We start from the raw sequence: 17,899 nt of genomic DNA, 5'->3' as shown, positions 1-17,899 counted from the left end.
TTAGCTCTGACGGTATCCGTCTCGGTGGGCCAAAAGAATGGTCTGTTGTGGTGTTGATCTGCATGAACGATGTTCCTGCTTCCTCATTTGAGAGTGATCAATAGCGATGACAGCTAAACCTTCTTGAATCTAATGGAGTAATCGACGATGCGCGCCGATATTCACCCAAAATATGAAACTTTAGTTGCTACTTGTTCATGTGGTAACGTAATCGAAACTCGTTCAGCTCTTGGTAAAGAAACTCTTTATCTAGACGTATGTTCAGCTTGCCACCCATTCTACACTGGTAAGCAAAAGAACGTTGACACTGGCGGTCGTATCGACAAGTTCAAACAACGTTTTGCTGGTATGTCACGTTCTGTTAAACGTTAATACCCAAAATGAAAAAACGGGCTTTAAGCCCGTTTTTTTGTGCCTGCAATTTAAAAAATTATCATTCGATTTCCTAAATGCGCAGGCTTGTACAAGATCTTAGTGATCTTGTACATCAATCAAATGATCGAGTTTTTTCTGGAAATAATTCCCCTGAATAAAGCGGGCATCCACGTTCCAGGCATTCGCGAAAAGTGTCATATCATTTAATTCACGAATCAGGATATTGAGTGGCTTAATTTCGTTGTAACTGGTGATTTTTTCCTGTAACTGCTCAATCTCGGTGTCTTTATTAAGCATATTGGTTAAGCTCGAATGTAAGCTAACACCATCCAGTTCCAGTTCGCGCAGTAAATTTGGACTGTACATTGATTGACCAAAATCACGAAGTGCAATCAGCGCACCATGTTCATACAGCACTCGTAGATATTTTTGTGCATCTTGCTGATTCAGTAAAATATCTTCTTCTGAGAATTGCAAGATTAGCGGGTGCTTCACTTTGCTGCGAATAATCGTAATCAGCTTGGAAATAAATTCCGGGAAGGTGCGGTCTTTAAATAGCACGGCACGGTTCAAATTGACAATTAAGCTTGCATCAGGATACTGGGTAATAAAGTTGTGTAGCTGTTTACTGGCCTCAACCAGAATCCAGCGATCCAGTTTAATGGACAGTTCATCATCTTCATGAAGTTCTAAAAGGCTAGAGATATCTTGCCATTTATTCTCAAAAATAAAGCCACTGGTCACTTCATAGGTATATAAACGCGTATCTTCTTTATCATAGAGTTGCTGATACTTTAAATGGATCTCGCCACGTTCTAGACATTCACTTAAGGCTTTCAAAATAGAAGGTGTAGCGTTAGGAATAGAGGTGACTGCTGGACTGACAGCTGCAACTGTTGAGCTGGTAACTGGTGTTTCAGCAACACTGAAGTCTATACTCGGCATATCTAAAGAGCTTGGACTGCTCAGTGAGGCTGGAATGTCGAGTTTAAATTCAGGTACAGCTTCTGCTTGAGGTAAAGATGTCGAGAATGCTTGTCCAATCAGCGTATTGCAGTGCATTTCATCCTGTAAACCCTGTTCAAGCGTGACATAGCCTAAGCGCAAATTTAGAGGGAATGACTTTTGTCCCACTGTAATGAGTTGCGGTTTGCTTAAGGCATTTAAACTGATCAGTTTGGATTCAAGAATTGCTTTAGAGTCTGCCTGGAACAGACCGACAACGACATCATATTCCAGTTTAAACAGGGGAATATGGGTCTGTTCCTTGAGGAATTCTTTGACTGCATCAAAGTACCCATTAAAAGTGGTCCAGTCAGACTGTAGAACTTCCGGATCATATGCACTTAAAGAGAAAGTGACTAAGGCATTCACCGGTGCAGAGTGCTTGTTCAGTTCACGTTTAAGTGACTGAAAAACACTTGGTTTTCCAGGAGTTTTCTCGGAAAAAACTGTTTGAGATTGAGTATCAATGCTAATTTGTACTGCATCTTCTTCAGCAGTTGAAGGCAAGAATTCCAGTTTTAATGGGTTAGATGCGGACACATGCGGATTCAGAGACTGAATCTCGACTCGACCTAAATCAAATTGACCCTGAGAGATCTTTTTGAAACGGGTTTTAAAATCATTCAAATCTGAAGGCTGGAGCAGATCTAGTAAAGGTAGACCAATGATCTCATCTTCATTTTGCAAGCCAAACAATTTCAGGTAGTCCGCATTGACCTGAATGTGAATCCCTTCCTGAATGGTGGCAACAGCACGGTTGCTGTCGTCTACCAAAGATTGTGCCTGAATTTGTGCTGTTTCCAGCTCAGTCATTAAATGTTGCTGAGACTGTGACAAACGGCTAAATGACAATGCTCGAACCAGTCCCACATAAAACCGTTCCAGGTAGTCAAAATTGAGAATGTCATATACCCCTTTACGGATATATTGCGCATATTGTTCAGCCTGGTAATCATCCGGTTTAAGCAAAATCATTGGCAGATTAGGCTGCTGCGAAAGGCGCACCAAACTTAAGGCCTGTTCATATTTCAGGTCGTAGGCACGTCCAAAAATAATCAGATCCCAGTTGAAATTTAATTGTTTTTCAAAAGATTGCAGATCATCTAGCAGAACAGCATCCACCTGATAATCATTACTGGTCAGCAGATCACGGATTTGGTTATATCTAATTTGATTATCATCAATAATCAGTAAACGTGTTTCAGTACGTTTTAACTTTTTAGACAATAATGGATTTCTCACTTCAATGCTTCCCATAAATCATGATTTCTGCTTTCATTCATATGCTGATCGATAAAGTTTTCGATCATCTCTTCTTCCTGATCATTCAATAATTCATAATCAAAACGGATGAAACTCTGCGTAATCAGTTGTGCTTTGGTTAGATAGATTTTGAGTTCTTCCTGACCGAGACGTAAATGAATCGTTTGTTTTTCCCTAAACATCTGGGAGCCAGACACGATGAGACTGGTCGAAACCTGATCAAGTTGCGTCATTTTCACCAAGAGTGCGGGTTGATAATTGACATGATGGCGTTCAGTACGTGCATAGGCCGCGCAAGGAAAGAGTTCTTGTGCCAGAATTTCCAGCCCGATTTCTAGGCCCTTATCCGTTGACTGCTTGATCCAGCGAATCACACCGCCACGCCACTGACTCTGGGTTTTTTCCTGAACCAGAATGAATTCACCGGTTTTCAGGTTAGCCGGGGTAATACCAGTCCATTTAATCCGGTAACCATTGACACTGATATCCAGAACTTCAGCGCTATGGATCTGTTTGGTTTCTCGATCGAGCGCCTTGATGCTGCTAAAACTACTTGGAATGGCGTTTTCCATCGAGCTGACAAAACTGCTTTCGCTCTGGAAATTATAATTGGCCTCGAGTTCCAGGGTTTCGTTGAAGTTTTTACCTTTAGACAGGTAAAAATGCGCCACGCTTAAGCCAAAGCAGATATTGATCTGTGCTGAATATTCATAACGTTCATGACGACGCTCGACATTGTTCGAGAGCAGATTGTAGATATGAAAATGCAGTGCAGGGGTCAGGAACAGTTTTTCATTCCGCGACAGATACTGGGCATTTTTACTTTGAGTGCCCGTTAAATGATCCATCAGATTCTGGGTGGAAATATAGAAGCTCGGCTGAAACTGTGGCTCTTGGTGGGTATTAAAAATCGGCGGATGATCTTTGCTGGCATCGACCACATAACGGGACAGCGTGGTTTCCTTCGGCAGGATCTGTACCAGTTTGGCCCAGTCAAAACTGCATAGATACAGGCCCTGAATTTCTGCAGGCCGGATCTGATGAGTATTGAAGATATCCAGTAAAATTAGCTGTGCGTAAGCATGCGCAATATTCTGGATTTCATGCTGAGTACCTAATACCTGATTGATATTACTTTGATAGAAATTGTTGTCTATTGCACATTCCAGCAATTGATGGGCAGCTAGCCATTGCCCCAGACCTGGCGTGCTATACAACATATGCTGTTGATATAACAGAAGGCTGAGTTGTTGCAGGGCATAATAAATCGACACCATCCGGGCAGTTTGAATACTCTTCTTTTTGCCTAGAGAAAATAGCGAAAACTTCTGATGGGTCAGCTGATGATTGCAGCGTTTGACGATATCGATATAAATTTTGGCAAAATGACTGCGCAGCAGCATGGCCAGTTCAATGATCTGGTCATTTCTATCGGAAGTGATCAGGCCCTGATTGACGAAATGCTTTTCCAGACTGGTCAGGACATTTTCAAGGGTAGGATGCAAGACCTGAATCAGGTCAAAGCGCAGGGTTTCTGTACATTTCAGCTCAGAAACTTCCAATAAGGCATTAAACAGGGATTTGGATGAATTCCCCAGCTGTAGAATCGAAATCCCCGCAACCCATTCCTGCAAAGCCTTGGCAGTGGTTGGGCAAAAGCTCAACTGCTCTCGTTTAAGTTCCGTCGGTGTCTGAAAAATGTCTAAAGTATGCGTGCTCATCTTTATTATTTAACTCAAAAATGTTGAAACCCCAAAAAGCGGTGTCTTATTCTTCTCGCCCGCTATTTCTCGAACCAGTTTAGGAACCAAATACCCCGGTAGGTTCGCTAAAACTTCTGTATAAATCTCATTAATATGGTCAGGCGCTAAATCAAAATGATGCGCACCTTTTACTTTATCAAGTACATGTAAATAATAAGGCATGACCCCGGCATCAAACAAGCGATAGCTTAAATCTACTAAAACCTGAGCAGAATCATTCACCCCGTTTAATAAAACCGCCTGATTCAGAACGGTGATCTGCTGTTGAACCAGTTGGTTTAAACGCTTGCAAGTGAAGTCATCCAGCTCCGATGCATGGTTTGAGTGTACCACCAGAATAATACGTAGCCTACTGTTTTTTAACATGCTAAGTAGCTCTTCGTCGACTCGGTTGGGGATCACAATAGGAACTCGTGAATGTATTCTTAAGAATTTGAGATGTGGTACTGATTCTAATCGTTCAATCCAGGTTTTTAATTTCCGGTTCGATAAGGTTAGTGGATCACCGCCACTCAGAATCACTTCATTAATATCAGGCTGGCTTTCCAGATATTGCTTGATATTTATCCAGTCTTCATTTTTAGGTAGATTTTCCTGATAGGGGAAATGCCGGCGGAAACAATAACGGCAATGTACAGCACAGGCACCAGTCAGTGTCAGCAAGAAACGGGATTTATATTTGTGCAGTACGCCGGGTTGCTGATTGGCCTGTTCTTCGCCCAAGGGGTCGGTAACAAATCCTGGATGTTCTTCCAGTTCCAGATGATGGGGCAGCACTTGTAAAAGCAATGGGTCTAAAGGGTTTCCGGTCTGCATTTTGCCCACAAAAGCACGTGGTACGCGCAGTTTAAACTGTTCAGAAGCTAAAATGGCGCCTGAGAGAAGCTGTTCAGGTGCGAGTTGCAGCACTTCAAGCAGTTCGCGTGGATCAGTGATCAGGTCGCTGAGCTGTGATTGCCAGTTTTGTTCTTGATATAAATAGTTCGTCATGCCGGAAGATTAACAATAATAAGTGAGAGGACAAAGCCTGATGGGCACAGTTTAACAGTTTGTGCCGAAGCGCAATAATCCACTGCGCTATAAAATAAAGAGTGATTAAGCTATGCTGATCTTCGTGCTCGCCTGATGGTATTTTAACGTTGAGCAAGACATGAATAAACAAAGGATTTTCATGTCTGATTGTAACTTAAACAGCCTGAGTGGGTGAAAGCGGATTTTTTCATTGCGGCAAAGTGTATTGCTCATTTAGAATACGCAACATCAAATGAATGTGCATGTGGCAACTCAATGTTCGTGTCAGACTTGCTAAATGACATCGCAACAGCCCATAGCATCAATAGATTAAAGTTAGTAAGTTTGGAGTGCGCCAGTCATGGCCTATTATTCTACGAATGATTTCAAGTCAGGCCTTAAGGTTATGCTTGATGGCAACCCATGTTCAATCATGGAAAACGAATACGTAAAACCAGGTAAAGGCCAAGCTTTTAACCGCGTAAAATTACGTAACCTTAAATCAGGTAAAGTTCTGGAAAAAACTTTCAAATCAGGCGAGAACCTAGAAGCGGCTGATATCGTTGAAGTAGAAATGGAATACTTGTACAACGATGGCGAAATGTGGAACTTCATGGATCCTGTTACCTTTGAACAGATCGCAGCTGATAAAACAGCAATGAGCGATGCTGCAAAATGGTTAAAAGACGATTCAAATGAAAAATGTACCATCATGTTGTTCAATGGCGTGCCTTTAAACGTGACTCCACCGAACTTCGTCGTACTTAAAATCGTTGAAACTGATCCAGGTGTTCGTGGTGATACTTCTGGCGGTGGCGGTAAGCCAGCGAAACTTGAAACAGGTGCTGTAGTACGTGTTCCATTATTCGTACAGCAAGAAGAAAGCGTTCGTGTAGATACCCGTACTGGTGACTATTTAGAACGTGCATAATGGTTTGAAAATAGACTATTATCGAGAGGGATGATTTAAATCATCCCTTTTTTTATGCCAAAGTCTTAGAGGAAAAGCAAAAGAACAGGCGTAAAGTCGCAAGGGAAAACAGCAGTACCTCGAACAACAACAATCACGCTGATTTGTATGCATCACAATATGAGGGATTGAATGGAAACTTTACAAAAGAAGTCGACGCTGACTTCGAAAATGATTTGGCTTTTGGTAGCCATTGTGGGTGCAGTCTCTTTTGGAGTTCTAGCACTGAGTCGGGGTGAGCATGTCAATGCAGTCTGGCTGGTACTTGCCGCCGCCTGTGTCTATAGCATTGCTTACCGTTTCTACAGTTTGTTTATCGCCACCAAAGTATTTGAGCTGAATGAACGCCGTTTAACGCCTGCGCATCGTCTGGCCGATGGTCTGGACTATGTGCCGACCAACAAAAGCGTTCTGTTTGGCCATCACTTTGCAGCGATTGCCGGTGCAGGTCCTTTAGTCGGTCCGATCTTGGCAGCACAAATGGGCTATTTACCCGGTACGATCTGGCTGTTAGTCGGTGTGGTGCTTGCCGGTGCAGTCCAGGATTTTCTGGTACTGTTTATTTCCACCCGTCGTGACGGTCGATCACTCGGTGAGATGGCCAAGCAGGAACTCGGAACCTTTGCCGGTATTATCGTGATGCTCGGTGCCTTGGGCGTGATGATCATCATTCTGGCAGTATTGGCGCTAGTCGTTGTTAAAGCACTGACTAACAGTCCATGGGGTGTATTCAGTATTGCAGCCACCATTCCGATTGCGATCTTTATGGGCATCTACATGCGTTTTATCCGCCCGGGTAAAATTGCTGAAGTCTCGATTATTGGTTTTGTCTTGATGATGCTGGGCATTATCTACGGTGAAAACATCGCACAACATCCATATTGGGGTCCGTTCTTTACGCTTTCTGGCACTGAACTCACTTGGGCACTGATCATTTATGGTTTCATTGCATCGGTACTGCCAGTCTGGCTATTGCTTGCTCCACGTGATTATCTGTCGACCTTCCTGAAAATTGGCGTGATTGCAGGTTTGGCCGTGGGTATCCTGTTTGCCATGCCTGAAATGAAACTGCCAGCGATTACCAAATTCATTGATGGGACTGGTCCTGTATTCGCAGGTTCTATGTTCCCATTCCTGTTCATTACTATTGCGTGTGGTGCGATTTCCGGTTTCCATGCCTTGGTTTCTTCAGGGACGACACCGAAACTGGTCAACAACGAACGCGATATCCGTATGATCGGTTATGGCGGTATGTTGATGGAATCTTTTGTAGCGATCATGGCTTTGATCTGTGCTGCAATTCTGGATCCAGGAATTTATTTTGCGATTAACTCACCAGCAGCCTTGCTCGGTACTACCGCAGAAAGCGCAGCAGAAGCAGTGCGAACCCTTGGTTTTGTGGTAACGCCTGAAGCCTTGACTTTACTGGCACAGGAAGTGGGTGAGAACTCGATTCTATCGCGTACTGGTGGTGCGCCAACTTTTGCAATTGGTATGGCGCATATCATCACCGAAATTTTCAACAGTCGTGAAATGATGGCGTTCTGGTATCACTTTGCGATTTTGTTTGAAGCACTATTCATCCTGACTGCTGTTGATGCTGGTACTCGTGCCTGTCGTTTCATGGTGCAGGATACTGTCGGTATTGTGATTCCAGCAGTAAAACAATCACATAATTTCTTCGGAAACCTGTTGGGTACTGCGGTTGCAGTGGCAGGCTGGGGCTTCTTCGTCTATCAGGGCGTAGTCGATCCACTCGGCGGGATTAACAGTTTATGGCCGCTGTTTGGTATTGGTAACCAGATTTTGGCTGCGATGGCGCTCATTCTTGGTACTGTCATTCTGTTCAAGATGAAAAAACAGAAATATGTGTGGGTGACAATTATCCCGACAGTGTTCCTGTTCATCACTTCCATGACAGCAGGCTGGCAAAAGATTTTCCACGAAAATCCAAAGATTGGTTTCTTGGCGCAGGCAGATCGTTTCAACACGGCGATTGCCAATAATGAAATCCTAGCGCCAGCGAAAACTGTGGCAGAAATGCAGACGGTAGCGATGTCGAACCAGATTAATGCTGCACTCTGTGCTTTTTTTATGATTGTAGCCTTTGTCATGTTGTTTGCTGCAATTCGCGTTATCCGTCGTGCATTGGCAAATCCTGAGCCATCTGTACATGAAGCAGAAGCGATTTATCGCGATCCTGAAGAGATTCAGCCAGCGAAAGGTCATTAAGGGGAATATTATGAATCTGAAGTTTGCCAAAAGCGGGAAAACGATGATTTATAAAATCATCAAGATGACCGTAATGTCACAAAAGGATTTAATACTGAATCCGAAAAACTGGTCGCGGATTGCGACCTTGTGGCAACGTTTGCAGCAAAGTTTCCGTCTGATGGTCGGTGTACCTGATTACCAGACCTATGTGGAGCATATGCGCAAGCATCATCCCGATCTGGAAGCCATGGACCCGAAAACATTTTATCGTCACTGTGTGGATTCCCGTTATCCATCTGCGGGCGGTGATATGAAGAAGTGTCCGTGTTAATCATTAATTCATAGCAAGCGCCTTTCGGGGCGCTTTTTTTTATCGTTAAAAATTAATATGAGGAATAGACGATCGCGTTAAATCTGAGGTCATTGATTGAGCTAGCGTAGAAAAGTTTTATTATAAAAATCCATGAAATCGCTTAAGTCTCTATACCTTTTAAGTATGATTCTTTTCAAATAGATGGATGAGCTCAGATTGGTATTTTGAGATTTGAGCGAAAAGAAAAATGATCTCTATTTGTGTCGATCATTTTATTTGTTTTCTGCGCTTCTTACTTCTTTTCAACCTGATCATTTTGACTCTTCTATTATTTAAATCCTCGCCATTTTCTAATCAGTATTTTTATTCAGTTACACAGACAGATGATTGATCTTTTGGGAAAATTTAAATTTCAGTGTATGTTAATCTTAGGCCATGTTTTATTAAGGAAATTATTGTGATCTGGGGCATGAAACAAAAGGAAAATAACGACATTGCACACATCAATACTGTGCTTGAACAAAAAATTGCAAGTTATGCACCCAAGATCCAGCGTTTTTTTGAAGAAGTTAATGCCATTGTGTTGGATAAGCAGGCCCAGACCACACTGGCACTCTGTTGTTTGATTGCAGGCGGACATGTCTTATTTGAAGATTTACCCGGATTGGGTAAAACTACATTAGCCAGCAGTCTGGCACATCTGGCTGGGTTAAAGTTCCAGCGGATTCAATTTACCAATGACATGCTGGCCAGTGATGTCATCGGTATTAACATGTTTAACCAGAAAGAACATCAGTTCGAGTTTAAACAAGGCCCGATTTTTACTCAGATTTTACTGGCAGATGAAATCAACCGTTGTAGTCCCAAAACCCAAAGTGCCTTACTCGAAGCCATGGAAGAAGGCTATGCCACCATTGATGGCGTACGCTATGCCTTACCGAAACCTTTCTGGGTGATTGCGACACAAAACCCGCTATTCCAAAGTGGTACTTACGCTTTGCCGGAATCCCAGCTAGACCGTTTCCTGATGCGTTTATCTTTGGGGTATCCATCACGCCATGCAGAAAAACTGTTATTACAGCAGGAATCCCGTTTTGCCCTGATTGCAAGTCTGGCGCATATTTTTACCGAAGATGAAATTCTGGATCTGCAAAGTCTGACGCATCAGATATTTATCAGTGAAGCGATTCAGGAATATTTGCTTGATCTGGCAGAAGAAACCCGTAAAAGCCGTCATGGACTTTCTACGCGTGGCCTTCTGGCCTTGAAGCGCGCAGCACAAGCGTATGCTTTGATTCAGCAACGTGCTTTTGTCACACCAGATGATGTGCAGGCTGTATTTGTCGCGGTGACTTCGCATCGTCTGGGGTTAAGTGAAGCTGAAACGTTTAATGTGATGCAACAGGTTGCGGTCAGCTAAAGGAGTCCTCTCTTGGATAAAACCTGGCAAAAATGGCTGGCCAAGCGCTTTCAATTCTCACAGCAGAAACAGCTCTCGCAGAAAGATGTCTTGGTATTTATTTATCAGCAGGGCTATCTGTATCTGGTGTTGATCTTCATCACCTTTGTAGCCGGGGTAAACTATGCCAATAACCTGATTTTAGGTTTCTGCTTTTTAATCAGTGCGGTGCTATGTATCAGTTTTTATCTGACTTTCAAACAATTGCATGACCTGAAAATTGAGTTGATCGCGGATGATGTCGGGCAGGTCGGTTATAGCGTGAATTTGCATCTTTATTTTCAACAACAGCAACTTCGCCCCCGTTATTTGTATATCAAAGCAGGGAATCAGCTAGCGAAAGTTTATCTGAATGCAGCAAAGCAGCAATTTATTCTGCCATTTTATGCAGAGCAACGTGGCAAGTTTGATTACCCGGTGATTCAGATTTATTCGGTTTATCCCTTCGGGTTAGTTCGAGCCTGGACCTATCTTTATCATCAGCATTCGGCCTGGGTCGCGCCTAAAGCTGGAGTTTTTAGCACAGAAAATAAATATCACTTTAACCGTTTTGAACCGGATATGGATGAGTTCCGTGAATTGCGCAATTACCAGTCAGGTGATTCCTTGCAGGCGGTGTCCTGGAAGCAGTTTGCGCGTGGACAAGGCCTGTATGTCAAAGTCTTCGAGCAATATGAGGATGAACACAGTATCGAGATTCATTATGCACATATGCCGAGTCAGTCACATGAAGAAAAACTTGAATTTGTGATGGGTCTGGTCGAGCAGTGCGAGCAGCAGCAATGTGCGTATAGTCTGCATTTGCCACAGGCCGAATTGCCTCAGGGCGCAGGTGAAGAACAACTGCGGAAAGCCAAACAATTGTTGGCGCAGGCCTAAGGCGGGTAAATTCATGATCAATGCAAAAATCCGTACCTCGATTGTGCTGACTTTGGGCCTGATTCTCATCGCCCAGATGGCATTTATTCCAGTTCTACTCAGTATTATTTTTGCGATTAGTATTGTATGTATCTGGATTTTCCTGAAACGTCAGCAGCCATTTCCCAAAACGGGCACTTTTCTACTGACGGCTTTGGCACTCGGCAGTATTTATTTGAGCCATCATAGTTTTATTGGTGTTGAGGCTGGGGTAGCAGTTTTATCTACTTTTTTATTTGCTAAATCACTGGAAAGTAAAAATAAACGTGACCTGATTATTCTGTTTAATTTTGCCCTGTTTGTTGCTGCCAGCTCATTCCTATATAGCCAATCTTTTGGGATGGCGATTGTGATCGTGCTGTGTTTAATCAGCTGTCTGATTGGTTTGTACCGGATTCAGACTAGCGATTTTGAGCAGGAGCAGATCACTCAGCGCGCAGCATTGCAACAGGATGCCAAACATGTGGGCAAGTTTATCTTGTACGCTGTTCCATTTTTTATCTTGCTGTTTATTTTCTTTCCGCGCTTGCCACCACTTTGGCATATTCCCATTCCTGAAAATAAGGGTGTGACCGGCATTGGCGATAGTATGTCACCTGGGGATATTGCTGAATTATCCCAATCCAGTGCCCTTGCTTTCCGGATTATTGGTGATATCAGCAAGCTTCCGCCACGCTCAGAACTCTATTGGCGAGCCTTGGTGCTAGATGAATATGATGGGCAACGCTGGACCAGCAGTTTCGTCAATCAGCAGCCTTTAATGCGACAACCGATGGATACTTCACCCGTACCTACAGGCTGGAACTACCAATATCTGGCTGCGGATCCTTCGGTGTTCTGGATCATGGGGTTGGAAAAATCGATACCTGTGGAACGCCGTTATTATAACCGTCAGGATTGGAGCATTGTGCCGAGACGGCTCACGCAACGTGTTGAACCGATTTCGTTACAATGGATCGGAACGGGATATGACCCTCAGGCTTTGCCAACGCAATATATCGAAAGAACGAATACTCAGGTGCAGCGCCGACTTGACCCGAGAGCGCAACAATTAGCACAACGTCTATATGCGCAAAGTGCGGAAGATCCTCAGCGTTATGTGCAGCAAGTCTTGAACTGGTATCAGCAGAATAATTTTGTTTATACCTTAAAGCCGGGCCAATTAGGACAAAACCGGATTGATGAGTTCCTGTTTAATTCCCGGCAAGGCTTTTGTGAACACTATGCCTCGAGTTTCGTGATGTTGATGCGTTATGTCGGGATTCCTGCACGGGTGGTCACCGGCTATCAGGGGGGGGAGTTGGCACCAGATCGCATGAGCTGGGAAGTCCGGCAGCTCGATGCGCACGCCTGGACAGAAGTCTGGATTGACCAGAAATGGCAACGCTTTGATCCAACCGCAATGATCACTCCACAGCGTATAGATGATGGTATGCAAAATCTGCTTTCTCAGGATGCATGGGTATCGGCAAATCAGTCGATCTGGAACTCGCAGCATAATCTATGGATCACCAAACTACGTGTTTGGAGCGATTATGCCAGCTACCAATGGCAAAGTAAGGTGGTGGGTTATAATGCAGAATCACAACAGAGCTGGTTATCAAAATTAGGACTCGGTTCAGTTTATTCGAGTGTCATAATTTTACTGGGCAGTATTGCACTATTGATTTTGGCCTATATCTTCAGAATTTATCTAAAAGCCCGACAGGCGCAATCTCCATTTGATCGTGCGATTCAACAGCTGAATCAATCTCTAACTGATCATCTCAAAAAACAGCCTGCAGAAACTTTTCATCACTGGATGCAGCGTTTATCTCAACAGGTTCAGATTGAAAACCAGACTGCCTTTATTCAAGCTATACAGGTTTTTGAAAAAAATCTTTATTCGGGAACCCCAATAACTGAACAAGAATTGAAAAAATTCAAGGATTTGCTTAAAACTTGCGCGGACGTTTTAAAAACTAAATGAAAAGGCTTGTTTTCGGTCGGAAAAATTTATAATATGCCAAGCATTCTAGGTGTATAGCTCAGTTGGTTAGAGCGCTACGTTGACATCGTAGAGGTCAGCAGTTCGAGTCTGCTTATACCTACCAAGATTCTAAACGTTATGTTATAAGGGTTTTAAGCGAAAACAGTAGCTTAAAGCCCTTTTTTAATGCCTTGAGTAAAGTGAGCCGTTATCCGCACTATCTGCAAAACCCGTATTTTATGCAGTTATTGCCGTTAAATTTACGTCAAGTTTACGTCAAGAATTTTGGAAATTACGTCATGAAATTACCCAAGCCCAGAAAGCGCGGTTCGGCCTACTACATTGAACTAATGATCAATGGAAAACGTTCTTCAGCAACTCGTGATAACCGCAAAAGAATGTGAGCAAGGGGTAGCTCAAAAGATGCTTGAAGCGAAGGTCAATCAGATGGCGGAAGACTTGAGCATAAAACAGTACTATCCCTTCAAAACACTTTTTCATAAATACTATGATGAGCATGGCCGTAAACTTCGCGGATCCAAATACGTCAAAGAATAATTAGCGCCGTTTGATGAAAAGTTTGGTGCACTGGCAGATATGTCTATTCATGACATTTAGCTTAAATATTTCAGCTCAAAGTGCCGCAAATTAATAAATTGATTGAAGTACTGCACTTGCGTTGTACTCGGCTGGAATAGGCTGATCAGCCACAGGCAGATTCGCAGTGTAGGTTCAGTCAATTTTTTATCACGCACAGCGCTTGCTTCATGCTAGATGACATCTTCTAGGGTTTGCGCATCGTAAGATGTTGCTGATGCTGATATGCCTTAAAGAAGAAGGGTAAGAGCAGATAGATCTGTATAAATGTTTGGGCCTGCAGCATTTCGGCTTGTATGACTTTTTTACGTTGGTCACTACGGCGCTCGCTGGCGAACTTAAGGTTTTTTGGCATGGACTTTTATTATTTTTATAATCAGTCTTCATGATAAAAGTAAATTGTTGATCCTAACCGTTTGATCAAAAACCTGGGAATAAACTGCAGGATTTTTGTTGGAAAAGTCGCAATTTTGATAGGGCTAAGTGCAGAATTAAAACGGATTAAAGCTCTTAATGATATGAAAAATAATAGTTTTTATTTCAAAAAATCTCTAGGGTTTTCGGTTATATTGAATTATTTCAATAGTACATCTTCAGATTGTAGATAAGGCCTTACCAGATACAAAGACTGCATCGGGTAAGTAGTTTAATTAATGGCTACTCGATTTGACCATAACTTTATTCTGATACGTCTTTGCATCTGCTTCTTTGATAGCTTCAGCTAACCCAAAGGTTGGATTACGCATTGCAAAGCCAATTGCAGCACTAATTCCAACTTTTGTAAAAGTATTTTGAATTCTTGATGCAAGCTTCTTCGCATGCTCTAAGTTAGTTTCAATGGTCATCACAGCAAACTCATCACCCCCTAAGCGAGCGATAATATCATTACTACGTACCGTGTTTTTGAGAGCTAAAGCCATTCTTTGAATGAGCTCATCACCTGCAGCATGACCCAGAGTATCATTTGTGATCTTAAGATCATTAAGATCTATCATAAGAATAGCAGTAGGGTGACCATAACCCTTACAGCGCTCTTCCTCTTTGATAATAAGCTCATCCCAAGCACGACGGTTGAAAAGTCCAGTCATTGGGTCGGACATTGCTTCTATTTCAAAACGCTCAGCTTTACGTATGTACTCAGCAGCTTTCATATCAGCTTGAATCGTATAACTGAGTACCTTTGCTATCAACTCGAATAATGGAGCATCTTCAACAAGAATTTTAGGTTGAGGTTCGGGATCAATTGCACATAGAGTGCCAAAAAGAGAGCCATCTTCTTTATACAGAGGTTGGCCGATATAGGCTTTAATTGAGACTAGGTGATTTATAGGTGCATCTGCGTAAACTTGAATATCAGGTGAATAGGGAGCAATACGAGGCATATTACTTTGTACCATGTGTGAGCAGAATGAGTCTGCCCAATGAAATACTTGTCCGGGCTTAACGTTATAGCCATTATCTTCACTCAATAATACAATCCAGTCGTCACCCTCTGTACGAGTAATCATCCACAATTTGAAGCCAAAGCGTTGAGATAAGAATTTTAAAATGACTTGGCCAGCTTCTTCAAAGTTATTAAAGTTAATATTATTCATGAAGTGAACCTACTGCAACAGTAAGAATATATATGCGAAATACCCAATATATGAGTAATTCTTATAAACGGGAGCCTAAAATAGGTATTATATAGAAATGTGTGAAATTTATACTAAAAATAATACTTAAAGAAATTTATTTTTATAATGAAATTTAAAATTAGCCTGCGGTTAGAAATACCAAGATGTAATTTTCTTATTACTTATGAAAAAATGCAATCACTGCCATTATAGCTGCGATATTCATAAGTATTAGAAATATATAAAAAGTCATAATGAATCGAAGCTACCAAAAAATTTTCAAAATTATAGTTCTAAAGAAGCATTTTAAATGTATCTTAATTATTAACAACGAAAGGAAATTGTAAAGTCGAAAGGAAAAGTGTCTAACCCTTTATATTATAATAATATTTATATTAATTTAGTGATTTATCCAAATCATTCAACAGTTTATCTTCATTGTACGCATTGGGGGGGACAATCTTATAAGAGCTGGTATATAGTTTCCTTTAAATTTTTTGGGATAAGCTTCACATATAAGAAAAAATATAAAGTTTATTGTTATTTAACTTTGAATTATATAGAGAATCTTATAAAAGAGAACTCGTACATATCGGATTGTTTAATATGAACTTAGAAAAATAAGAGATTAAAATCATGTCATCGTTTCTAATAATTATAGGATTTATATGATGTTTTACAGGGATAATTTTTAGACCACATATTTCCCATAAAAAGGTCAAGAATTATATGGCTGCAAAAGCTGCTGGCTTCTTATGTATGTTACCAGGAGTATTTCTATTTTGGCTTAGATCTTATTTAACATAAATCCCCACGCTAGGGGGACTCGATTCTAGTCTAAAAAAACTTCGTAATTACATACTTCTATTCTTGAAATAAAATCGAGAGGCATTGTCAGTCTCTCAGCTGTAATAGTTTCAAAATGAACCCAGATAGCAGCATCTCTATTCTCAAAACTAATACTTACAAGTTTAACTAAGTCGTAAGGTTCAACATTATGGGTCAAGATAATATTATAGGGGTGATCTGAGCGTACGTACGAAATAAGCATTTGATGGATAGTTAATTGCTCTTTACTGCTTAACTCACTGTAATTACTTAGTTCTGGTAAATCATTTTGAATATTCACTTCAATCCTTAACAATCTTAAATTTTCTGTAGAAAACGGCGATTTTATCAATTTAGACAACGCTGAATATATTGGCTTTTGTTAATTCTTTCTAAATCTTGTTCTCGCTCGATAAACATAGCGTATATAGTTAACTACCTGACCTACAAATATACATTGGTTGGGCTTTGTTGCACAAAGATTTGAAATGCAAAGCGCCCCTAATTGAGCCAAATTTAAGGCGTAACTTGGGTAAGTGGTCGACCTAATTCCGTAAATCTGTTAAGGACTGCTACACGTGCATGGATCTCATTCACTTGGCTTTGAAAGCTCCTTGCACTCAGTTTATCGCCCAATAATTTAATGCAATGCATCTTGGTTTCTACCAAACTTCGCCGATGATAGCCTGACCATTTTTTCCATAGTGTCCTGCCTAAACGTTTAACTGTTCGAAGTAATTCATTTCGCTCTAGCGAGCTACTCTTTGTATCTTTCCATGGTTTCGCATTTTTTCTAAGTGGAATCACCGCATGCCCTTGCCGATCTGCAATGACCTGACGGCATTGCTTGGTGTCATAAGCTCCATCGGTATAAACAGAGTCAATCTGCTCATCTTGTGGAATCTGATTAAGTAAATCACCAAGCACCTGTGAATCACTGACATTATTGGTTGTAAGCTGAACTGCTCGTATTTGTAGGGTTTTAGCATCTATACCAATATGAAGTTTACGCCATTGGCGACGATATTCAGGTCCATGTTTCTTGCGCTTCCATTCGCCCTCACCTAGAAACTTCATGCCTGTAGAGTCCATGAGTAGATGCAGCCCATCGCTACTTTTTTGGTAGCTGATTACAATATCAATATGCTTTTGTCTTCTACAAAGCGTGGTGTAATCTGGAGCTATCCAATTTAATCCGCAAAGTTTAATCAGACTTTGCACAAAGCCAGTAACCATACGTAAAGACAGACGGAATAAGGATTTAATCATTAAGCAGCATTGGATGGCTGCGTCGGAGTAGGTTTGATTTCGCCCTTGTTTGCCTTTTGATGGCGCATACCATTGCGTAGCAGGATCAAACCAAATGGCAATATTTCCGCGACTCATGAGTGCTCGGTTATATGCGGGCCAATTGGTTGTGCGGTAGATTTTGTGTGTAGGCTTCTTCATTTGAAAATTATATCGCTGAAAAAGCCTTTACAGATAGGTTTGTGCAACAAAGCCCATTGGTTGTTTAACTCAATAATTGATCCTAGACAGTATCGTGGACAATCGATCCCTCTAAATTCTTGAAATATTTCTGTTCAAAGGCTTCTGGA

14 protein-coding genes and 1 tRNA gene are annotated in these 17,899 nt (G+C 41.7%); 9 read left to right on the top strand and 6 right to left on the bottom strand.

Annotated features, from left to right (window positions below; genetic code table 11):
* Positions 1–147 precede the first annotated feature (147 nt).
* On the top strand, positions 148–372 hold the full coding sequence (gene rpmE / locus MTX11_RS13840; RefSeq protein WP_004279743.1) for a 50S ribosomal protein L31: 225 nt from the start codon (positions 148–150) through the stop codon (positions 370–372).
* A 99-nt stretch (positions 373–471) separates the two neighbouring features.
* On the opposite strand, the gene MTX11_RS13835 is transcribed toward rpmE, so the two are convergent.
* The 3 genes from MTX11_RS13835 to epmB are packed head-to-tail and all read right to left on the bottom strand — an operon-like array spanning position 472 to position 5,396.
* Positions 472–2,637: an EAL domain-containing protein gene (locus MTX11_RS13835; RefSeq protein WP_243475381.1), complete on the bottom strand. Its 2,166-nt coding sequence runs from the start codon at positions 2,635–2,637 to the stop codon at positions 472–474.
* Entirely contained in the window at positions 2,619–4,364 is a 1,746-nt protein-coding gene (locus tag MTX11_RS13830; RefSeq protein WP_243475380.1) for a GTPase, read from the bottom strand. Before MTX11_RS13830 ends, MTX11_RS13835 begins: the two co-directional genes overlap by 19 nt.
* Positions 4,365–4,373: 9 nt before the next feature.
* Complete coding sequence (gene epmB, locus MTX11_RS13825; protein ID WP_005251335.1) at positions 4,374–5,396, bottom strand: EF-P beta-lysylation protein EpmB; 1,023 nt, start codon at positions 5,394–5,396, stop codon at positions 4,374–4,376.
* A 382-nt stretch (positions 5,397–5,778) separates the two neighbouring features.
* Here epmB and efp point away from each other — a divergent pair, with 382 nt between their 5' ends.
* From efp to MTX11_RS13785, 8 genes are all read left to right on the top strand, one after another.
* Positions 5,779–6,348 (top strand): elongation factor P, encoded by a 570-nt coding sequence (gene efp / locus MTX11_RS13820; protein WP_004279747.1) that lies wholly within the window; start codon positions 5,779–5,781, stop codon positions 6,346–6,348.
* A gap of 171 nt (positions 6,349–6,519) precedes the next feature.
* Positions 6,520–8,619 (top strand): carbon starvation CstA family protein, encoded by a 2,100-nt coding sequence (locus tag MTX11_RS13815; RefSeq protein ID WP_005246788.1) that lies wholly within the window; start codon positions 6,520–6,522, stop codon positions 8,617–8,619.
* A gap of 7 nt (positions 8,620–8,626) precedes the next feature.
* On the top strand, positions 8,627–8,932 hold the full coding sequence (locus MTX11_RS13810) for a YbdD/YjiX family protein (RefSeq protein ID WP_171054308.1): 306 nt from the start codon (positions 8,627–8,629) through the stop codon (positions 8,930–8,932).
* 439 nt (positions 8,933–9,371) lie between these two features.
* On the top strand, positions 9,372–10,334 hold the full coding sequence (locus tag MTX11_RS13805) for an AAA family ATPase (RefSeq protein ID WP_004646552.1): 963 nt from the start codon (positions 9,372–9,374) through the stop codon (positions 10,332–10,334).
* A 12-nt stretch (positions 10,335–10,346) separates the two neighbouring features.
* Positions 10,347–11,252, top strand: a complete 906-nt coding sequence (locus MTX11_RS13800) for a DUF58 domain-containing protein (RefSeq protein WP_243475379.1) — start codon at positions 10,347–10,349, stop codon at positions 11,250–11,252.
* Between the two features lie 13 nt (positions 11,253–11,265).
* Positions 11,266–13,260 carry a transglutaminase TgpA family protein gene (locus MTX11_RS13795; RefSeq protein WP_243475378.1) on the top strand — a complete coding sequence of 665 codons (1,995 nt, stop codon included), beginning with the start codon at positions 11,266–11,268 and terminating at the stop codon, positions 13,258–13,260.
* Positions 13,261–13,307: 47 nt separating this feature from the next.
* A tRNA-Val gene (locus MTX11_RS13790) sits at positions 13,308–13,384 on the top strand.
* A gap of 233 nt (positions 13,385–13,617) precedes the next feature.
* Positions 13,618–13,818 (top strand): hypothetical protein, encoded by a 201-nt coding sequence (locus MTX11_RS13785; RefSeq protein ID WP_243475377.1) that lies wholly within the window; start codon positions 13,618–13,620, stop codon positions 13,816–13,818.
* 689 nt (positions 13,819–14,507) lie between these two features.
* On the opposite strand, the gene MTX11_RS13780 is transcribed toward MTX11_RS13785, so the two are convergent.
* The 3 genes from MTX11_RS13780 to MTX11_RS13770 form a co-directional block, all read right to left on the bottom strand.
* The gene (locus tag MTX11_RS13780; protein WP_243475376.1) at positions 14,508–15,452 is read right to left on the bottom strand and encodes a sensor domain-containing diguanylate cyclase; all 945 of its coding nucleotides are present in this window, start codon (positions 15,450–15,452) and stop codon (positions 14,508–14,510) included.
* Positions 15,453–16,305: 853 nt separating this feature from the next.
* Positions 16,306–16,602: a hypothetical protein gene (locus tag MTX11_RS13775; protein ID WP_243475375.1), complete on the bottom strand. Its 297-nt coding sequence runs from the start codon at positions 16,600–16,602 to the stop codon at positions 16,306–16,308.
* A gap of 215 nt (positions 16,603–16,817) precedes the next feature.
* A complete protein-coding gene (locus tag MTX11_RS13770) occupies positions 16,818–17,750 on the bottom strand; it encodes an IS5 family transposase (protein ID WP_243475374.1) in 933 nt (310 codons plus the stop codon).
* Positions 17,751–17,899: the final 149 nt, after the last annotated feature.

This window comes from Acinetobacter lwoffii (assembly GCF_022809915.1).
Classification (GTDB): domain Bacteria; phylum Pseudomonadota; class Gammaproteobacteria; order Pseudomonadales; family Moraxellaceae; genus Acinetobacter; species Acinetobacter lwoffii_M.
The sequence above is the reverse complement of the archived record's forward strand: the minus strand, read 5'-3'. Positions and strand labels throughout refer to the sequence as shown.